This is a genomic window from uncultured Megamonas sp. (genome assembly GCF_958438645.1).
GTDB lineage: Bacteria > Bacillota > Negativicutes > Selenomonadales > Selenomonadaceae > Megamonas.
In genome coordinates this window covers 1-19,448 of record NZ_CAUBSM010000001.1, presented here as the reverse complement: position 1 = coordinate 19,448, position 19,448 = coordinate 1, and the positions used below count along the sequence as shown (strand labels likewise).

General features: G+C 32.5%; 21 protein-coding genes. 15 read left to right on the top strand and 6 right to left on the bottom strand.

Annotation, left to right across the window (positions count from 1 at the left end; genetic code table 11):
* Positions 1–906 (bottom strand): N-acetylmuramic acid 6-phosphate etherase, encoded by a 906-nt coding sequence (gene murQ / locus Q5I67_RS00105; RefSeq protein WP_302485970.1) that lies wholly within the window; start codon positions 904–906, stop codon positions 1–3.
* 195 nt (positions 907–1,101) lie between these two features.
* Between murQ and Q5I67_RS00100 the strand changes: the two genes are divergently transcribed.
* Positions 1,102–1,371, top strand: a complete 270-nt coding sequence (locus Q5I67_RS00100; protein WP_302485969.1) for a hypothetical protein — start codon at positions 1,102–1,104, stop codon at positions 1,369–1,371.
* A 42-nt stretch (positions 1,372–1,413) separates the two neighbouring features.
* Entirely contained in the window at positions 1,414–1,893 is a 480-nt protein-coding gene (locus Q5I67_RS00095; RefSeq protein ID WP_302485968.1) for a hypothetical protein, read from the top strand.
* 126 nt (positions 1,894–2,019) lie between these two features.
* Here Q5I67_RS00095 and Q5I67_RS00090 read toward each other — a convergent pair whose 3' ends face one another.
* The 5 genes from Q5I67_RS00090 to Q5I67_RS00070 all read right to left on the bottom strand — a co-directional run bounded on the left by Q5I67_RS00090 (position 2,020) and on the right by Q5I67_RS00070 (position 7,657).
* The gene (locus Q5I67_RS00090) at positions 2,020–3,930 is read right to left on the bottom strand and encodes a TonB-dependent siderophore receptor (protein ID WP_302485967.1); all 1,911 of its coding nucleotides are present in this window, start codon (positions 3,928–3,930) and stop codon (positions 2,020–2,022) included.
* 16 nt (positions 3,931–3,946) lie between these two features.
* The gene (locus tag Q5I67_RS00085) at positions 3,947–4,852 is read right to left on the bottom strand and encodes a hypothetical protein (RefSeq protein WP_302485966.1); all 906 of its coding nucleotides are present in this window, start codon (positions 4,850–4,852) and stop codon (positions 3,947–3,949) included.
* Between the two features lie 138 nt (positions 4,853–4,990).
* Positions 4,991–6,343 carry an adenosylmethionine--8-amino-7-oxononanoate transaminase gene (gene bioA / locus Q5I67_RS00080; protein WP_296896788.1) on the bottom strand — a complete coding sequence of 451 codons (1,353 nt, stop codon included), beginning with the start codon at positions 6,341–6,343 and terminating at the stop codon, positions 4,991–4,993.
* Positions 6,344–6,395: 52 nt separating this feature from the next.
* Positions 6,396–7,064 (bottom strand): dethiobiotin synthase, encoded by a 669-nt coding sequence (gene bioD / locus Q5I67_RS00075; RefSeq protein ID WP_204922228.1) that lies wholly within the window; start codon positions 7,062–7,064, stop codon positions 6,396–6,398.
* A 23-nt stretch (positions 7,065–7,087) separates the two neighbouring features.
* Entirely contained in the window at positions 7,088–7,657 is a 570-nt protein-coding gene (locus Q5I67_RS00070) for a biotin transporter BioY (protein WP_302485965.1), read from the bottom strand.
* Positions 7,658–8,034: 377 nt separating this feature from the next.
* Between Q5I67_RS00070 and Q5I67_RS00065 the strand changes: the two genes are divergently transcribed.
* The 13 genes from Q5I67_RS00065 (at position 8,035) to Q5I67_RS00005 (ending at position 19,274) form a co-directional block, all read left to right on the top strand.
* Complete coding sequence (locus Q5I67_RS00065) at positions 8,035–8,322, top strand: YerC/YecD family TrpR-related protein (protein WP_302485964.1); 288 nt, start codon at positions 8,035–8,037, stop codon at positions 8,320–8,322.
* A gap of 29 nt (positions 8,323–8,351) precedes the next feature.
* Entirely contained in the window at positions 8,352–9,542 is a 1,191-nt protein-coding gene (gene hisZ, locus Q5I67_RS00060; protein ID WP_302485963.1) for an ATP phosphoribosyltransferase regulatory subunit, read from the top strand.
* Positions 9,542–10,093: an HD domain-containing protein gene (locus Q5I67_RS00055; protein WP_302485962.1), complete on the top strand. Its 552-nt coding sequence runs from the start codon at positions 9,542–9,544 to the stop codon at positions 10,091–10,093. The genes hisZ and Q5I67_RS00055 overlap by 1 nt, the downstream gene beginning before the upstream one ends.
* A gap of 19 nt (positions 10,094–10,112) precedes the next feature.
* A complete protein-coding gene (hisG, locus tag Q5I67_RS00050) occupies positions 10,113–10,775 on the top strand; it encodes an ATP phosphoribosyltransferase (protein ID WP_296896771.1) in 663 nt (220 codons plus the stop codon).
* The gene (hisD, locus tag Q5I67_RS00045) at positions 10,776–12,125 is read left to right on the top strand and encodes a histidinol dehydrogenase (RefSeq protein WP_302485961.1); all 1,350 of its coding nucleotides are present in this window, start codon (positions 10,776–10,778) and stop codon (positions 12,123–12,125) included.
* The gene (gene hisC / locus Q5I67_RS00040) at positions 12,118–13,185 is read left to right on the top strand and encodes a histidinol-phosphate transaminase (protein WP_302485960.1); all 1,068 of its coding nucleotides are present in this window, start codon (positions 12,118–12,120) and stop codon (positions 13,183–13,185) included. The genes hisD and hisC overlap by 8 nt, the downstream gene beginning before the upstream one ends.
* 14 nt (positions 13,186–13,199) lie before the next feature.
* A complete protein-coding gene (hisB, locus tag Q5I67_RS00035) occupies positions 13,200–13,805 on the top strand; it encodes an imidazoleglycerol-phosphate dehydratase HisB (protein ID WP_302485959.1) in 606 nt (201 codons plus the stop codon).
* 32 nt (positions 13,806–13,837) lie between these two features.
* Positions 13,838–14,458, top strand: coding sequence for an imidazole glycerol phosphate synthase subunit HisH (gene hisH, locus Q5I67_RS00030; RefSeq protein ID WP_296897066.1), 621 nt, complete (start codon positions 13,838–13,840; stop codon positions 14,456–14,458).
* 7 nt (positions 14,459–14,465) lie between these two features.
* On the top strand, positions 14,466–15,197 hold the full coding sequence (hisA, locus tag Q5I67_RS00025; protein ID WP_008538429.1) for a 1-(5-phosphoribosyl)-5-[(5-phosphoribosylamino)methylideneamino]imidazole-4-carboxamide isomerase: 732 nt from the start codon (positions 14,466–14,468) through the stop codon (positions 15,195–15,197).
* Positions 15,198–15,200: 3 nt separating this feature from the next.
* Entirely contained in the window at positions 15,201–15,959 is a 759-nt protein-coding gene (gene hisF, locus Q5I67_RS00020; RefSeq protein WP_008538428.1) for an imidazole glycerol phosphate synthase subunit HisF, read from the top strand.
* Entirely contained in the window at positions 15,959–16,660 is a 702-nt protein-coding gene (gene hisIE / locus Q5I67_RS00015) for a bifunctional phosphoribosyl-AMP cyclohydrolase/phosphoribosyl-ATP diphosphatase HisIE (protein WP_302485958.1), read from the top strand. Before hisF ends, hisIE begins: the two co-directional genes overlap by 1 nt.
* A gap of 15 nt (positions 16,661–16,675) precedes the next feature.
* Entirely contained in the window at positions 16,676–17,398 is a 723-nt protein-coding gene (locus tag Q5I67_RS00010; RefSeq protein WP_302485957.1) for a SagB/ThcOx family dehydrogenase, read from the top strand.
* Positions 17,399–17,576: 178 nt separating this feature from the next.
* A complete protein-coding gene (locus Q5I67_RS00005; RefSeq protein ID WP_302485956.1) occupies positions 17,577–19,274 on the top strand; it encodes a phosphoethanolamine transferase in 1,698 nt (565 codons plus the stop codon).
* The last annotated feature ends 174 nt before the right edge of the window (positions 19,275–19,448 follow it).

Sequence of the window (19,448 nt, the reverse complement as noted above, 5' to 3'; positions counted from 1 at the left end):
TTATTTTTTCATACTGTTTAATGATTTGGAGATAAAACCTTCATTATTATTTAAGCTAGAGAGTGCTTCTTCATAGGAGATATTGGCAAGTAGCATTAAAATTGCAGGTTTTACTTTGCCTTGGGTGATGGCTAAGGTATCAATAGCAGTTTGTCGGTCGCAATTAGTAGCTTCCATCAATATGCGTCTTGCTCTTTCTTCGAGTTTTTTATTAGATGATTTTACATCAACCATTAGATTACTATATACTTTGCCCAATTTTATCATGGTGCAAGTAGAGAGCATATTTAAAATCATTTTCTGGGCAGTACCTGCTTTCATGCGTGTGCTACCTGTGATTGCTTCTGGGCCAGTCAAAGCTTCGATAGCGATTTTGGCATGAGAGCTGATTTCACTATTACTAGTGCAACTGATGGCGATAGTCAAGGCATTTATGCTATTGGCAAAATCTAGTCCACCGATTACATAAGGAGTTCTACCGCTGGCTGCGATACCGACAACACAGTCTTTGGCGGATAAATTTTTTGCTTGTAAATCTTCTTGAGCAAGAGTCAAAGAATCTTCTGCACCTTCTTGGGCTTTGAAGATTGCATTATAACCGCCTGCGATAATTCCCTGTACCATTTCCGGATCAGTGCTATAAGTTGGTGGACATTCTACAGCGTCTAAGATGCCAAGTCTACCTGATGTACCAGCGCCGATATAAAATAAGCGTCCGCCGTCTTTGAGGCGAGAGGTGATTTCATCGACAGCCATGGCAATTTGAGGTAAAACATTTCTAACGGCAATAGCTACGCGTTTATCTTCTTCATTTAGAAGCATACACATTTCCAAAGTAGATACATTATCAATATTTAATGTATAAGGATTGCGTTTTTCAGTTAAGAGATTGTTTAAATTTATCATAAATAAAAGATACTCCTTTAAAAATATTTAATACATTTTTTCATTATAGATAATGGCTTTTTTATTGGCAAGGATAAGCTAGGATTTTTTAATTAATTTTAAATAATATTTTAAGTATAATTTAATTTTCTCATGATATATTTAATATATAAGATGTACATAAATAAAAAAAGATGTATAAAAGGTTGTGTAAATATGTTAAAATTAATTAAAGGACGTTTGCAAAAATTTATTGGAGTAATAGCTCTAGCATGTTTTTTATGTAGCCCTGTAAGTTATGCTGTAGAGTTATCAACTGTAAGTGCAGCTCCTCGTCATGAAGAAAGACATGATCCACCTCCACCACCACCAAAACACGATAGACACGATAAACATGATGATGATAATGATTACGATAAAGGAGATATCACAACTGCTGTGTTAATCGGTGGCGTAATTGGTGCAGTAATTGCTAAAAATACTTGATGTTTAATATGTATATAATTTTTAGATAGGGAGGGTAGCAAAATGAAAGAATTATTTTCCAAGAGAGCAAAGAAAATCATAACGGCTGTATCATTATCTTGTTTCTTATGCAGTCCAGTGAGTTATGTTTTCAGTATGAGCCAAGTATCTGCTGCATCTTTGAATACAAATGTTGCTTATGAACAGCAATTTGATACAGCAGGATTTGCTAAAGATGATCACTGGAATCGTGGACGCTCTGATGAGGATAAGGATTGGAAAAATCCACCACCTCCTCGTGATGATAAAGATAAAAATGATAAACGACCATCTCGTCCAGATAAAGATGATGAAGATAAGTGGAATCCACCACCTCCTCGTCATGATGACGATGATTGGGACAAAGATAGACCTCCACGTCATGACCGTGATGACAGAGATGATCGTGATGATGATAGTGACAAAGATTATGATAAAGGCGATATCACAGCTGCAGTATTAATCGGCGGTGTAATCGGTGCTATCATTGCCAAAAACACTTAATAATATTAGATGATTTGAAAATTAAATATCGCAAAATAAACAAGCAAAATAAATAAAAGGTAGATTAAATATATAAATTAATCTACCTTTTTATTTTTTATTTGTTATTTGTATTTTAGATTTTAATTAGAAAGTGTATTCCATACCCATGAGTACAGTTCTACCAGGAGCAGGGCAATCTCCGTCCAAGAAAGAACCGATAGTTTCATATGATACATTGGTGATATTGGCTAATTTTAAATACGTAGACCATTGGTCATTGATTTTATAATTGAGATTAGCGTCGAGTATATAATAATTACTGTCGCTATAATAATTCGTATCTCTACCAGATACAGCATTTAATAAGATATTATTGTGCCATGTGTCGTCATGGTAGCTAAAACGAAGTTTATAGCTATTTGGAGCTACTGCACTGACATCAGTTTGATTACCATTGCCGTCGGCAAAATCAGTATGAGTGATTGTACGGGCATAAGCAAGAGACATATCGTATTTTGGACTGAAGATTTTATTATATTCTAATTGGAAACCACGTTTTTTCTGATTTTCAAAATTTACAGCACGGAATTTATCATTTTCATATTTCCAGCCCAAGGGATCATCGATGTTTTCAACAAAAGCATTGAAATTAATATCACTTGTTGAATCTAATTTATAACGTACACCTAGACTGCCTTTATGACCTGTTTCTGGTCGCAAATTAGGATTTCCTTGGATATAATCATTGTGAAAATATAAATCATCTAAAAATGGTGTAGCATAAATCTGACTTAAAGAAGCATAAAAAGTAGTATTATCATCAGCTTTATAATCTAAAGCACCATTAGAAACATATTTTCCACCGAATTCGCTATTATCATTATAAGAAGAAGTCCCTGTAAGTGTTAATTTATCAAAACGGCGAGTACTCTGTAGATAAACAGAGAAATTATCCATGGATTCATTATAATTACTACTGAAAATATTGCTATAATCATTGTTGATATTATCGACTTCATCTTTGCGATAAGTAAGTCCCGCAGAAATAGTATGGTCTTTGCTGATTTTCCAAGCATCATGCCAATCAATGCCTTGCGTAGTGTTTTCCCAGCGACTATAAGTTTTTTCATCTTCTTGATTGATGAAGCCAGTAGGAATATAGCTATCTCCTTGAGTATAATAGTGGTAAATGGCTAAAAATGCGGGAGTATCGGTATTTTCTTTATAATTATAAGTGAGTGCGAAATGGTTGATTAATTTTTCATAATTATAATCCTGTGGATAATTTTTGGATATCCATGTACCTGTATCATTGCTTAGATGACCATAGTCAAAAGTCAAAGAAGTGTTATCGGTCAATTTCTTATCAATGCGATAAGCCATTTCACGGCGATTGTTGTCAGAATTTGGCATTTCATGATTGTGATCATCAGTGCCTTTATATTTCATATAATCGACATTATCAAAGCCACCAGTAGCCACCCATGACCAACCATCTAAACTGCCACTTGTTATAGCTTTGGCTTTCCAAGAACCATGTTCACCGGCAGCTAAATCAACAGTTGTTTCGCGTTTATCGCCTTTTTTAGTGACGATATTGATAGCCCCACCAGGAGTATCATAATTTAAATATGTAGAACCTACAGCACCATGAATGATCTCTATGCGTTCTACATTCATTATTGAAGGCAATAAATCTAAATCATAGGAAGCACGACCGCTCATGATACCTTTATTCATATTCATGCGACGACCATCGACGAAGATAGCAACTCTATCATCTCCATCAATGCGTACTACCATATGAGAAGTATTCAGTGAGCCTGAATTTACAATTACCCCATTAGCATAGGAAAGAGCTTCTGCTAGATTTTTATAGTGATTATCATGGATTTGTTCTTTGGTGATGATTGTAGTATAGCTAGGTGTAGCGATGAGATTATTGTTTTCTACTAGACTGTGAGCATTGGGTGTTTCATTGGCAAATGTAGTAGGCATAAAACAGCCAAATGCACTGAGAGTTAGTAATAAAGAAAGAGATTTTTTGTAATACATAGAAGATGCTCCTTAATTAGAATTTTTGTCGTTGGATTTTATAATAAAGGTAAAAAATAATGAGATATGAACATATTTTTCGTAGAAAATAACTGCAAAGATAGATTAATCTTAAGCGGATTTTTTTGATTAATAATGATATTTTATGATAGATTAAAGCTATGAGAAATAAGAATATATTCATCTTTGAAGTTCGTCTTTGAATTAAATCATATAGATGAATGAGCGTATTAGTAATTAATTTACCGATCAAAGTACCTAATTGTGAAGTCAATAAACTCAAAGTGGCGATGATGATTAAAGTGATATCTACACCAATAAAATAAATGGTGCTGATACCGAGTAGAGGAATAATTATCCAAAATAGTAATTTAATCAATAATACGTTGAAAAACATCATTAAAAGATTGCGTAAGAGACGTTTAGCCAAATTGGCATGAGTGATGATGAATTTATGAAGTCGTGAAAAAGCTTGTCGCAAAGGAAATAAAGACCTAATAAATAAACGGATGTCTTTTAAGCGTTGACGTAAATAGTCAAATAATTGCAAAAAAAATTGACGTAAATCATGAGGTAGACTGCGTAAGATATTATAGAGATTGGTAGGAGAAAAATTCAGCAAGAAAGATTTCATTATGCGTAGAATATCATTAGTTGAAGGTATTAAATTATGAAAATTAGTGGCAATTTGTTTTATAGAAGAGATGATATCTTTCAATGAATTGAGCGATAGATTTAGATTCATCAAATGCTGAATAAAATTACTGAGTGGTAATGGCAAAACAGTGAAAAATAAGCAGATAATGACACCTAAGAAACGAAAAATAATGATGAGTAAAAAATGACGTAAGTATAAAAAAGGTCTTTGTTTAAATGCTTGCAAACGCAATTTTAATTTTTTTCGTTGTTTACGTAAAATCATATGAATACCCTAAAAATGTAGTTTTTTATAGTATATAATTTTTATAACTACATTATCAAGAAATTATAGGGAAAGATATATAAAAAAAGACTATATTTAAACTAAGAGATTTTTTTAGTCTAAATATAGTCTTTAATTTTAGGAATTTAAAATTTCATTTATAGATGCACTGCAAATAGAGATAGCTTTATCTAATGTTTCTTTATCGATATTTAATGGCGGATTGAAATACAATACATCACCTAGAGGGCGAAGCAATAAACCTTTTTGGAGGGCATTTTTATATATTTGATAGCCAAGTCGTTTTTTGCTGTCAAAAGCTTCTTTTGTATCTTTATCTTTTACAAGTTCAATGGCATTTATCAAGCCTAAATGGCGGATTTCACCGACATTTTTATGATTAGCAAAAGTTGCTTGTAATTTTTCATGGAGATATTTTGCCGTATCTTGAGCTTTGGCTAAAATATTTTCTTCACGCAAGATTTTTTGTACAGCTAAAGCAGCACTACAGCCTAATGGATTGCCACTATAAGTATGGCTGTGCATAAACGCTTTGCCTTCATTATAATCTGCATAAAAAGCATCATAGATTTTTTGTGTAGTTACAGTTATCGCCATTGGCATATAGCCACCTGTCAAGCCTTTGGAGATAGTCATGATATCAGGGGAAACATTTGTATAATCAAACGCGAACATCTTGCCTGTGCGACCAAAGCCAGTGGCGATTTCATCAGCGATTAATAATACATTATATTCATCACAGAGTTTGCGGAGTTTTTCTAGATAAAGTGGCGGATAAATTCGCATACCTGCACTGCCTTGAATGAGTGGTTCAACGATGACAGCCGCTAATTCATTGCCATATTTAGCGAAATCTTCTTCGGCATGCACGAAGCATTCACATTTGCAAGTTTCACGATTTTGATGATAAGGGCAACGATAACAATCTGGTGCTGATGTATGTACAGCATTCATGAGCATTGGTTTGTAGATTTTCGCATATAAATCCATGCTACCTACAGATAAAGCACCTATTGTTTCGCCGTGATAACCTTCGGATAAACACATAAAACGCTGTTTTTGCGGATTGCCTGTTTGATAATGGTATTGGAAAGCCATCTTTAAAGCACATTCTACAGAAGCAGAGCCATTATCACTGAAATTGAATTTGCATAAACCTTTAGGCACGACTTTAATCAATTCCTGACAAAGTTTGATAGCTGGCTTATGTGAGAGATTGGCAAAAATAACATGTTCTAGATTATCTAATTGATTTTTGATTGCTTCATTAATTTTAGGATTGGCATGTCCTAAGAGATTGCACCACCATGAGCTGATGATATCGATATATTCTTTGCCATTGATATCATAAAGATAAGAACCTTTTCCATGGTCGATAACGATAGGTTTTAATTCTTCATAATCTTTCATCTGTGAGCAAGGATGCCAGATATATTTTAAATCTTCATCTATCCAATTAATATTACACATAAAATCAATCCATTTCTTTTGAATTTAATATTTAATTGTAGTTAGTTTTTAATTATAAATATAAACTTGCTAAAAATTTAGCATCAATATCGATATCTTTATCATTTGGTTTTACTAAAGCTATGACAGGGATATCAGTTAAATCTTCAATCATTTTGATATTATCTTCTTGCATAATGCCACCAGTGTAATTATTTAAAATAATTCCCTGTACTTTAATATTTTGATGTTTTAAATATTCCACTGTTAACACTACAGAATTTATAGTGCCAAGACCAGCATCAGCGATAATCAATGTTGGAAGATGTAGCCATTTTATGATATCTGTGAGAAAATATTTAGCTTTATCATCATAGCGAATAGGGCAGATTATACCACCACTGCCTTCAACTGTTACATAATCATAATTTTTTTGTACAGTAGCATAATCAGAAATTACAGTATCTTTTTCTACAGGATTGCCTTCGATTTTAGCAGCTAGATGAGGAGATACAGCATTTTTATATAGATAAGATAATAAAGTTTGCTCATCTTGATGGATATTGGCAATGCGATTGACAAAGCCAGCATCACTTTCAGCGATATTATCAGCACCACTTAAAGCTGCTTTATAATAGCCAGCATTGAAACTAGCTTCGCGAAGTTTTTTTACTAATAAGGCAGTAACATAAGTTTTGCCGATATCAGTACCAGTTGCAGTAATAAAAAGACCTTTACTCATAAGACATCTCTTTTCTAAATAATTTATTTATAATGTTTTAAATTAGGTATTAATTTTTTACCTAATATGGCAGCGAGAATGCAAAGAACAATATCGCCAGGAACAGCTAATAAGAAACAATATAAAACTACAGGCCAAATACCAATAGGAGTGTTTAAATAAAAATTGTTGATGATATATACATAGACCATACCAAAGGCATAGACGATTAAAAGATTGAGGAAGTTAACGCATAGTAGATAAATGAAAGATAATTTAGTGCGATTTTGTGTGAGATAGCCAGCGACATAAGCACCAAAGGCAAAACCAATTAGATAACCAAAAGTTGGCTGAAAAATATATCCAGGGCCACCGCCTTCAGTGAAAATAGGAATACCGATTAAGCCAATGATTATATAAACACAGACACTGACAAAACCAAGATTAGCTCCTAAAAGAAGTCCAGCTAAAGTAGTAAATAATAATTGCAAAGTAAAAGGACAAACTGGAACAGGAACTTTAATAAAAGCACCAATTGTGATTAAAGCTACGAATAAAGCCGATAAAATCATACTTTTCGTGGATAAGATTTCTTTTTTCTTTGTTAATATCATAAAAATCACCAATTAAAAAAATTTACGTTTAGATTACTTTTGCTCTCAAAATAAAATAAACTTGAAAATCATCATAGATAAAATTTAAATTTTATAATTTTATAATGTAAAAATTTTTAATAGCTATTAAATGTTTATTATTTTTTATATAAAAGAATAATAAACAAGTATAAAATTAGCATAGATTAAAAATAATGTCAACTTATTTTAAATAATGGTTAACATAAAAATAAATGGTTTTTATTGATGATAAATGTTTACATATATACAATTATTTAGCAGATAAAGACTTGACAGTTTTTAATAATTGACTTATCATATATATAAAATTTTCGCAAAGTAAAGTGATAAAGTAAAAAAGTAAAGGAAGTAAAAAAATGGTAAATCCTAAGTTAAAAGATAGTTTAACTGATCAGCTGTGTAGAGCGATGTTAACTCTTAATAACGTTGAAGAATGTTATCAATTTTTTGAAGATATCTGTACTGTTAGTGAATTAAAAGCTTTGGCTCAGAGATTAGAAGTAGCTAGAATGCTTCGTGCGGGACATACTTATGAAGAAGTAGTAGAACGAACAGGAGCAAGTACAGCAACAATTAGCAGAGTGAAGCGTTGCTTAAATTATGGAGCAGATGGTTATGATACGGTATTAAACCGTTTAAAATAACAAAGGTTATGAATGGAGGAATATTTTTTATGAATAAAGGTCTATTATTAGAAATCCCATATGGAACAAGAGATTTTTTGCCAAAAGATGCAAAAGTAAAACGTGAAATTGAATCTAAATTGGCAAAAAATTTTAGTCTTTGGGGTTATGATGAAATTGTTACACCAACAATTGAATATGTAGATACTTTAACAATTAATAATCGCAGTGGGATTGAAACACATCTATTTAAATTCTTTGATAAAAATAATAAAACTGTAGCTCTTCGTCATGAGATGACAACACCGATAGCAAGAGTAGCAGCTAGTAGAATGAGTGATGATATTCTTCCATATAAACTTTCGTACATCAGTAATGTATATCGTTATGAGCAGACTCAAGAAGGTCGTCAATGTGAATTTTATCAAGCTGGCGTAGAATTAATGGGAGTAGCTGAAGCTTTAGGAGATGCTGAAATAATAGCTTTAGCAATAGATAGTCTGCAAAAAGTGGGCTTGAAAAATTTTGAAGTATGTATAGGTCAAGTTGATTTTATCAATGGCATCATGCAACAAATGGGCTTATCTAAAGAAAAACAATATCAGATTAGACAAGCTTTAGAGCAAAGAAATTTAGTGGACTTGGCTAGAGCTGTAGAGGATACAAAATTGCCTAAACAAGCTAAAGAAGCATTAAAATCAATACCAATGTTACAGGGAAAAGAAGAAGTATTAGAAGTAGCAAATAATTTGGCATTGAATGAACAAAGTAGAAAAGCTTTAGATAATCTACATGATATTTATACTTTATTGAAAGCATATAATTTAGCAGATTTTGTAAAATTTGATTTAGGTGTTATCCGCGATTTTGATTATTATACAGGTATGATTTTTGAAATCTATGCACCGATGATAGGTTATCCAATTTGCGGTGGTGGTAGATATGATAAAATGTTATCTGATTTTGGCACAGATTGCCCTGCTACAGGATTTGCAATGGGTATAGAAAGATTGATGTTAGCTTTAGCTAAGCAAAATGATTTAGAAGAAAATATCAAAGAAAATCAAAAAGATGTATATGTTGCTTATGCTGATAATAAATTAACTGAAGCTATAGCTATGGTAAATGAATTGCGAGCTGAGGGCAAAGTAGTGGAATTGGCAATGACAAATCAAACAAAACAACAGGCTCAGCTTTATGTCAATAATAAATCATTTAAGGAATTAATTTATTTAGAATAATGATTAAGCGTGTAAGACAATTTTGGCGAGCTATTAAAGCTAAGTTGACAGTAGAAGACAGAGTATTTATTGATAAATATTTAAATGATGAAGAACAAAAATTATTTTTTGCTATGCGAGTATATGACCAACGCCATGTATTAAATGTAGCATATACAGCACAGAGAATAAAAAAACAAGAGCAGTATAAAAATATTGATGATGATTTATTGATAAGAGCTTGTTTACTGCATGATGTAGGAAGAACAGCTGAAGATATTTGTTTGATGGATAAAGTAATAAATGTGCTTTTAGGAAAATTTTTACCACAAAAGAGTAAACGCTGGGCTAGTGTGGCTAAAGGGCTGAAAGCAAATAAAGCAAAAAGTTTTTGGCAAAAAAGAAGATATGCTTTGTATATTTATTACAATCATGCTCAACTTGGAGCTGAAAAATTAAATGAATTAGGGCTTAATGATATAGCTGAAATAATAAGATATCATCATGATAAAATCGATAATAAAGCTTGTAGTGAACTACAGATACTTTGTTTAGCGGACAGTTTAAATTGATAAAAAGAGGTTAGATTTTATGATTAAAGACGATATGCAATATTTAACGATAGCATTACCAAAGGGCAAATTATTTTATTTAGCTAAAGATTTATTTGCTAAAGTTGGTTTTGTTGCAGAAAATTTAGAAGAAAAATCAAGAAAATTAGTCATAACCAATGAAGAATTAAAATTAAAATTTATCATAGCTAAAACAGCTGATGTACCTACATATGTAGAACATGGGGCAGCGGATATAGGTGTTATTGGTAAAGATGTGTTGATGGAAGCTCAAAAAGATGTTTATGAATTATTGGATTTAGGTTTTGGTAGATGTCATTTGATGATGGCTGTACCAAAAGATAAAAAAAGAGCAAAATTGACAGATTATACACATACACGTGTAGCAACTAAGTTCCCTAATGTGGCAAAACAATTTTTCACAAGTAAAGGCATGCAGATGGAATATATAAAAATGAATGGTTCTATCGAACTAGGGCCAATCGTAGGTTTGTCTGAAAGCATCGTCGATATAGTAGAAACTGGAACTACACTTCGTGAAAATAATTTAGAAGAAATAGCATTTATCGCTGAAGCCAGTGCTAGATTGATTGCTAATCGTGCAAGTTTTAAATTGAAATTTGACCGCATCAGTAAATTAGTAAAAGATTTGGAAATGGAATTGAAAGGGGCTAATGAATAAATGGAAGTTTTAAAAGTAAAAGAATTGGGATTGAAGGCAGTACAAAAAACATTGGATAAAGCCGCTTTTGATGAAGTTGAATTAAATCCACGTATTCGTGAAAAAAATAAAGAATTATATGGTGAAGATTTGTCTGCAAATCAGATTGTAGAACGCATTGTAAATGAAGTTCGCTACAATGGCGATGAAGCTATAATTAAATACACAAAATTATTAGATGGAGCAGATTTCACACCTGAACAATTTTTAGTAACACAAGAAGAATATGCTCAAGCATATGAAGTGGCTGATGAAAATATCGTAAATTCTTTGCGTAAAGCTATTGAAAATGTGCGTAGATATCACCAAGAACAAAAACCAAATTCATGGATTACATATAGAAATCATGGCTCTATATTAGGTCAATCTGTAATACCATTAGATAGAGTAGGTGTTTATGTACCAGGTGGAACAGCAGCTTATCCATCATCTGTAGTGATGAATGTGATGCCAGCAAAAGTGGCAGGTGTTAAAGAAATCATCATGATGGCACCACCATCTCGTGATGGAAAATTAAATCCGTATGTATTGATAGCTGCAAAAGAAGCAGGTGTTGATGCTATTTATAAGATAGGTGGAGCTCAAGCTATAGCTGCTATGGCTTTTGGTACAGCAACTATTCCCAAAGTGGATAAAATCACAGGTCCTGGTAACATTTTCGTAACTCTTGCCAAAAAAGCAGTATATGGACATTGTGATATTGATATGTTAGCAGGCCCTAGTGAAATCTTGATCGTAGCAGATAAAACAGCAGATCCAGTATATACAGCAGCAGATATGTTAAGTCAGGCAGAACATGATATGCTCGCTTCTAGTATTGTACTCACTGATGATGAAGCTTTAGCAGATAAAGTTTTGGCAGAAGTAGAAAAACAATTAGCTAAATTGCCTAGAAAAGAAATTGCAAAAGCATCTTTAGAAAGAAATGGTCGCATCATTTTGACTGAAAATCTCATGCAGGCAATGGAACTGGCAAACTATTCTGCACCAGAACATATGGAAATTTTGACTGAAAATCCATTTAGTTTGCTTCCATATGTGCGTCATGCAGGTGCAGTATTTTTAGGTGCGTACTCTCCTGAACCACTTGGAGATTATTTTGCAGGGCCAAACCATGTACTTCCTACAGGTGGCACAGCACGCTATTATTCTGTATTGAATACAGAAACATTTATGAAACGCACAAGTATAATTTCTTATACACAAAAAGCTTTGCAAGAAGTAAGTCCTGATATCATACGTTTAGCTGAAGCAGAAGGATTACAAGCTCATGCAAATGCAATAAAATTAAGAGGTGAAAAAATTGATTAAATTAAAATATAGAACTGGTTTAAAAGATATGCCTAGCTACGATGTAGTAGAGCGTGATTGGAATATAAAAGTAAATGCAAATGAGTCTAATATGAATTTACCACCAATGATTGAAGAGAGATTGATGGGAAGATTATCAACAGTAGCATTCAATCGTTATCCTAATGAACAGGTGGAAACTTTAGCTGAACAGATAGCCGATAATTTCAGATTGGCAAAAGAAAATATTTTAATCGCTAATGGTTCAAGTGAAATTTTGGAAAAATTATTCTTCGCTTTTGGTGGTAGAGGCAGAAAAATAGTATATCCACAACCATCTTTTTCCATGTATAAAATCTATGCCAAATTTAGCGCTTCCATTGGTGTACCTGTGGATTTAAATGATGATTATACGTTCAATGCAAGTGATTTTGTCAATGCTGTAAAAGAAAATAAAGCTTCTCTTGCTGTTATTTGTTCCCCAAATAATCCTACTGGTACAAAAATTCCTATGGCAGATATTGAATATGTAGCCAAAAATATTGATTGTGCTTTAGTCATTGATGAAGCATATGTAGAATTTGATGGCGAGTCTGCAATGAGATTTTTAAAAGATTATCCACATTTGATGATTGCAAGAACTTTCTCTAAAGCTTATGGTTTAGCTAGTGCTAGAGTTGGTTATTTGATTGCTGATAAAAAAATTATTGAAATGGTAGGCAAAGCTTGTATGCCATATCATGTAAATGTATTATCTGCTATCACTGCTGATATAGTGTATCAAATGAGAGATGAATATATTCCACGCATTCAAATGACAGTGGCAGAAAGAAAACGCATGAGCGAACAGTTGAGCAAAATTGATGGAATAACAGTTTATCCATCTGCAACTAATTTCATCTTGATAAAATATGATAAAGCTGTAGCTTTAAATGAATATCTTGAAAATATCGGTATTGGTGTGCGTTCTTTTGGCAATGCTCCTAGACTTGAAAATTGTTTGCGTATTTCTATGGGAACTAGACCAGAAAATGATGCTATTTATAAAGCTATAAAAGATTTTGTAGAAAGTCAAAATTAAAAGGATTGAATGGTATGGATTTAAATAAAAAACGCTGTGGTGCTATAAAACGCACTACAGCAGAAACATCTATTGATATAAAGATAAATCTTGATGGTACAGGAAAATCAAATATTAAGACTAAAATCGGCTTTTTTGACCATATGTTGACTTTATTATCAGCACATAGCTTGATAGATATGGATATCATCTGTGATGGTGATATAGAAGTGGATGGTCATCATAGTGTAGAAGATTGTGGTATTGCTTTAGGGCAAGCTTTTAAAGAAGCAATCGGCGATAAACGTGGTATAAATCGCTATGGAACATTTTATGTTCCTATGGATGAAGCATTAACTCTAGTGTCTTTAGATATAAGTGGTAGACCTTATTTAGTGTGTGATATGGGTGAATTAGCTCCGATGATTGGCGGTTTTGATACAGAGCTTGTTGAAGAATTTATGCGAGCTTTTGCTTTTAATGCTGGAATTACATTACATATAAAAGTATTGTATGGAAAAAATTCTCATCATAAAGTAGAAGGTGTATTTAAAGCTTTAGGTCATGCTTTAAGACACGCTGTAGAATTCGATCAAAGAGCATTAGATAAAATTCCTTCAACAAAAGGAGTATTAGAATAAGATAAAAATTTTTAGTTAAAGGAGTTATTCTAATGATTGCAATTGTAGATTATGGTGTAGGCAATTTATTTAGCGTAGAGAAAGCATTTTTAAAATTTTCTCCAGATGTAGTGCTTACAAGTGATGCCAAAGTAATAGAAAAAGCTGATAAGATTGTGCTTCCTGGTGTGGGGGCTTTTGGTGATTGTATGAAAAATTTTGAGCAATCAGGATTAAAAGATTCTGTCTTGGAAGCAATCGACAAAGGAAAGCCTGTAATGGGAATTTGCGTAGGTGAGCAAATCATGTTTGAAGGCAGTGAAGAATCACCAGGGGTAAAGGGCTTAGGAATTTTCAAAGGCATAGTAAAAAAAATAAATGCTCCTGGGCTAAAAATTCCGCATATGGGTTGGAATTCTATAGTCATTGATGAAGAAAATAATCAAAATGTAAATATTAATTTATTTGCAGGATTGAAAGAAGAACCATATGTTTATTTTGTACATAGCTATCAGGCTTGTCCAGATGATAAATCCATAATTTTGGCTAAATCTAGTTATGGTGAAGAAGTGGTAGCTGCTGTAGGAAAAAATAATGTATTAGCAACGCAATTTCACCCTGAAAAATCAGGTGATATTGGTTTAAAAATTATTAAAAATTTTGTAGAAGGGTGAATGAAGATTGATTATTTTTCCAGCGATAGATATTAGAAATGGTAAATGTGTACGCCTTGTAAAAGGTGATTTTAATCAGGAAACTGTATTTTCTGAACGTCCAGAAATCATGGCAAAAAAATGGGAAGATGAAGGCGGTCAGTATCTTCATTTAGTTGATTTAGATGGAGCTTTAAAGGGAAAATCACAGAATTTAGATGTTGTAGAAATGATATTAAAAACAGTGAATATTCCTGTAGAACTCGGTGGCGGTATTCGCACTATGGAAAATATCAAACAAGTTTTAGATATGGGTGTTAGCCGTGTTATTTTGGGTTCTGTAGCTGTAAAAGATCCTCAATTGGTAAAAGATGCTTGCAAAAAATATGGCAGTGAACGCATTGTTGTAGGCATTGATGCTAAAGATGGTATCGTAGCTGTTGATGGCTGGGGTGTATCTGGCAATGTGGAAGCGAAAGAATTAGCTAAAAAAATGGCTGAAGCTGGTGTAAAACATATTATTTATACAGATATCTCTCGTGATGGCACTTTATCTGGTGTAAATGCAAAAGCAACAGCAGAACTTGCAAGTTATAGCGGAGTAAAAGTAGTAGCTTCTGGCGGAGTATCTTCTATTGAAGATATTAAAATTTTAAAAGGCTATGAACAAGATGGCATTGAAGGTGTAATCGTAGGTAAAGCTATTTATACAGATAATTTATCTTTACAAGAGGCTATAAAAATAGCTAAGGAGGGATAAATAATGTACACAAAAAGAATAATCCCTTGTCTTGATGTAAAAGCAGGACGAGTTGTTAAAGGAACAAATTTCGTTTCTTTGCGTGACGCAGGCGATCCTATAGAACTTGCTTCCGTATATGATAAAGAAATGGCAGATGAGCTTGTTTTTTTAGATATAACAGCTTCTAATGAACAACGTGATACTATTGTAAAAGTAGCAAATGATTGTGCAAGTCAAGTTTTCATTCCATTTACTATTGGTGGAGGAATTAGAACTGTAGAAGACATGCGAAAAATGCTCAAAGCTGGTGCAGATAAAGTATCGATGAATACAGCAGCGATAAAAGATCCTTCTATAATCAAAGAAGGAGCAGAAAAATTTGGCAATCAATGTATCGTGCTTGCTGTAGATGCTAAACGAAATGGCGAAAACTCTTGGGAAGTTTATATAAATGGTGGTAGAACACCAACGGGAATAGATTGTTTAGAATGGGTGAAAAAAGCAGTTTCTTTGGGAGCGGGTGAAATCTTGCTCACAAGTATGGACGCTGATGGTACAAAAAATGGTTATGATATACCACTTACGCGTGCAGTTTCAGAAGCTGTAAATGTACCAGTAATTGCTTCAGGTGGAGCAGGAAAATTAGAACATTTTTACGAAGTATTAACAGAAGGAAAAGCTGATGCAGTACTTGCTGCTTCAGTATTCCATTATGGAGAATTTAGTATTCGCCAAGTAAAAGAATACTTAAAATCTCGTGGTGTGGAGGTTAGATTGTAATGATAGATATTGAAAAAGTAAAATTTGATGAAAAAGGCTTGGTACCAGCTGTAGTGCAAGAAGCTAATGGCAAAGTTTTGATGCTTGCATATATGAATAAAGAATCACTACAAAAAACTATAGAAACAGGATATACTTGGTTTTATAGCCGTTCTCGCCAAGAACTTTGGAATAAAGGGGCAACTTCTGGCAATAAACAATCTGTTAGTGAAATTTATTATGATTGTGATGGCGATACTTTATTGGTAAAAGTTCATCAAACAGGTATGGCTTGTCATACTGGCACATATACTTGCTTTACTGATCGCAGATTATTCCCAGATAGTAAAGATTTAGTTCCTATGGCTCAACCGCAGGATAATACATCTATTACGAAAGTTTTAAATGATTTGTATGATACAATCAAAGACCGTCAACTTCATCCAGTAGAAGGTTCATATACAAATTATTTATTTGAAAAAGGTCAAGATAAAATCTTGAAAAAAGTGGGCGAAGAATGCACTGAAACAATAATTGCTTCTAAAAATATGGATAAAGAAGAAATTCTTTATGAAATGAGCGATTTATGGTATCATTGTCTTGTTTTATTGGCATATCATAATATTACTCCAGATGATTTATTAGCTGAATTGATGAGCAGAAGAAATGGTGGAGAATATCATAGATTTGGCAAGAAAGAAATCAAAAAAAATAAATCTTGATGAGGAGAATTGATGATGGGACAAGCTAGGCTTGATTATATGAAAGATTCTGCATGGAAACGTGGCACAGCAAAAAAAATAGATAAATTGCCACCATTTGAATTGCCATATGCAAAAGATGCTGTATTAGTTGACCTTGTAGATCCAGATATTTTACCTGATAGTCAGGTGAATTTTTTGGAAATGATAGAAGTTCGTGCTACACTTCGTCAATATGATGATACGAAAGAGTTATCTAATAAAGAATTATCATATCTTTTATGGTGTACTCAGGGCGTAAAAATGGTAATGCAGACAAAGACTATTAGAAATGTACCATCTGCTGGCGGTAGAAATGCATTAGAAACGTTTTTATATATTCGCCGTGTTGAAGGTATAAAACCAGGTTTATATCGTTTCTTACCATTGGAACACAAATTATTATTAGTATCTGATGCAGAAGATATTGAAGAAAAAATCTGTAGTCAGTTTTCTACAGTAGGTGTAGCTAATAATGCAGATGTAGTATTTTTATGGACTGCTGTTTATGAAAGAATGGCTTGTATGTTCGGCGAAAGAGCATATCGCTATATTTATTTAGATGCTGGACATGTTTGTCAAAATCTATATTTAGCTGCTCAAACAATGAAAATAAAAGTATGTGCATTAGGTGCTTTTGATGATGAAGTTTTAAATCAAAATCTTGGCTTCGATGGAGAAAATCAATTTGTTGTCTACGGAGCTGGCGTAGGTAAATAATTTTTAATTGCATAATCTAGAAATAAGTAAAACCTCAAGAGTTATATAATAATTCTTGAGGTTTTTAGTATAAAAATATTCTTTTTTATTGCCAAAATAATTTTTATAGTATATATTTATTTTAGTTATTTACAAAAATTTTACATATAAAATAAATAGACTTAAGAAAGGGCGTTTTGTGTTGTTAAATAAAGGTTTTATAGGAAAACTTACAGGTTATTTACAAAGAATTTTTGATGAACATTTTATGTTTATCATGATTTTATTTATAATTAATAGTTTAACTACAGCGTGGTCACTTTTTGATGAAGACAAAATAGATGTGGCTATTGGATATATTTTTTCTGTATGGTTAGGTTCATTGATAATAACTTGTTTTATTGATTTATTGCCAAAGAGATTTTTGCAAAAGATTGTAAAAGCAGTATTGGTTATACCAATAGGGCTTATTTTTATTGGTGAGTTTTTCACTATGTATTGCTATAAGGCTTTAATCGGTACAGGTATTATAAATTCTGCTTTAGAAACTAATATGCGAGAAGCTACAGAATTTTTCTCTATGTATATAGGTTTTTCGGGAGTGGCTTCTGTCATTGTTTTGATTGCTTTGATTGTAGGCTTATATAAATATAATCCACTGAAAAAAATTACTTTAAAACAAAAGACAAAATCAGGTATAGTGTGTACTTTGATGGTTTTAAGCGTGTTTTATACTATAAGAATGTTTACTGTATATACAGATTTTATCTGGGATGATGAAGTTTTGCCCGTGCAAAGGGTATATGCTTCAACTTCTGTTGCTGTAAGAAATATGCAAGCATATAAAGAATTATCTTCTCAAGTAAATAGTAAAGTGGAACTTACGGAAAATAATAGTCAGATAAAAAATATTGTATTTATTTTAGGCGAGTCTACAAATAGAAACCATATGCATCTTTATGGCTATTATTTACCAAATACACCAAATCTTGATGAATTAAATGAAAAAGGTGAAATCAGTGTATTTCGTGATGTAGTTAGTCCTCATTCTACTACAATTGCTGTATTGAGTAAGCTATTTACATTTTGTAATCGCGAATCAGACCAAGAATGGTATCATTACAATAATTTAATTGATGTAATGAATACAGCAGGATATAAGACATATTGGTTATCCAATCAGGAAACTTCAGGTATATGGGGAAATGTAGCTCAGATTTATGCCGCTCATAGTGATGTAAGTGCATTTACTCGTATTCGTGACTCGAGAGAAGATTATGGTATTGTTGATGGTGAATTATTCCCACTCATCGATGATGCTATAGCCAATAGAAGTGAAGATAAAAATTTCTATGTAATTCATTTGATGGGGGGACATGGATTATATTATAATCGTTTCCCTTATAGTTTCAGTAAATTTAGTAAAGATGATATCAATTTGCCAATTACAGATGGTAAAAAAGAAATCGTAGCTCAATATGATAATGCACTTTATTATAATGATTATATAGTAAGTAGCATTATTGATAAATTCCGTGACAGTGAAACTTTAGTTATTTATGTTCCTGATCATGGTGAAGCTGTGTATGATGAAGGCGAAGATATGTCAGGTCATATTGAGGAAAATCCTACACATCATATGATTGAAATACCAGTTATCATGTGGGCGTCAGAAAAATTCAGGGCAAAATATCCGGAAAAATGGGAACAAATAAAAGCTGCTGCAGATAGACCTTATATGACAGATGATATGATTCATACTGTTATGGATTTAGCAGATATAAAAACGGCTGAATTTGATCCTACAAGAAGTATTGTAAATAATAATTTTAATGAAAATAGACCGCGTATTTTTGATGGCATGGACTATGATAAAGAAATAAAAGATAAAAGATAAAATAAAATCTCCACTATATTCTATGGTGGAGATTTTTTAATTGAATTTTATAATTTTTAAATCTGAATTTTACCAAATGCGAGCGTAAAGCCCCTAAATTTATTTATGGGGATATAAGTTCGCTAAAAAACAATGATTCGATATCATTGTTTTTTATTGTATTATATTTTTAAT

Coding starts and splice junctions, on each gene's coding strand:
- murQ (WP_302485970.1), bottom strand. CDS start 906: ATGATAAATTTAAACAATCTCTTAACTGAAAAACGCAATCCTTATACA.
- Q5I67_RS00100 (WP_302485969.1), top strand. CDS start 1,102: ATGTTAAAATTAATTAAAGGACGTTTGCAAAAATTTATTGGAGTAATA.
- Q5I67_RS00095 (WP_302485968.1), top strand. CDS start 1,414: ATGAAAGAATTATTTTCCAAGAGAGCAAAGAAAATCATAACGGCTGTA.
- Q5I67_RS00090 (WP_302485967.1), bottom strand. CDS start 3,930: ATGTATTACAAAAAATCTCTTTCTTTATTACTAACTCTCAGTGCATTT.
- Q5I67_RS00085 (WP_302485966.1), bottom strand. CDS start 4,852: ATGATTTTACGTAAACAACGAAAAAAATTAAAATTGCGTTTGCAAGCA.
- bioA (WP_296896788.1), bottom strand. CDS start 6,343: ATGTGTAATATTAATTGGATAGATGAAGATTTAAAATATATCTGGCAT.
- bioD (WP_204922228.1), bottom strand. CDS start 7,064: ATGAGTAAAGGTCTTTTTATTACTGCAACTGGTACTGATATCGGCAAA.
- Q5I67_RS00070 (WP_302485965.1), bottom strand. CDS start 7,657: ATGATATTAACAAAGAAAAAAGAAATCTTATCCACGAAAAGTATGATT.
- Q5I67_RS00065 (WP_302485964.1), top strand. CDS start 8,035: ATGGTAAATCCTAAGTTAAAAGATAGTTTAACTGATCAGCTGTGTAGA.
- hisZ (WP_302485963.1), top strand. CDS start 8,352: ATGAATAAAGGTCTATTATTAGAAATCCCATATGGAACAAGAGATTTT.
- Q5I67_RS00055 (WP_302485962.1), top strand. CDS start 9,542: ATGATTAAGCGTGTAAGACAATTTTGGCGAGCTATTAAAGCTAAGTTG.
- hisG (WP_296896771.1), top strand. CDS start 10,113: ATGATTAAAGACGATATGCAATATTTAACGATAGCATTACCAAAGGGC.
- hisD (WP_302485961.1), top strand. CDS start 10,776: ATGGAAGTTTTAAAAGTAAAAGAATTGGGATTGAAGGCAGTACAAAAA.
- hisB (WP_302485959.1), top strand. CDS start 13,200: ATGGATTTAAATAAAAAACGCTGTGGTGCTATAAAACGCACTACAGCA.
- hisH (WP_296897066.1), top strand. CDS start 13,838: ATGATTGCAATTGTAGATTATGGTGTAGGCAATTTATTTAGCGTAGAG.
- hisF (WP_008538428.1), top strand. CDS start 15,201: ATGTACACAAAAAGAATAATCCCTTGTCTTGATGTAAAAGCAGGACGA.
- hisIE (WP_302485958.1), top strand. CDS start 15,959: ATGATAGATATTGAAAAAGTAAAATTTGATGAAAAAGGCTTGGTACCA.
- Q5I67_RS00010 (WP_302485957.1), top strand. CDS start 16,676: ATGGGACAAGCTAGGCTTGATTATATGAAAGATTCTGCATGGAAACGT.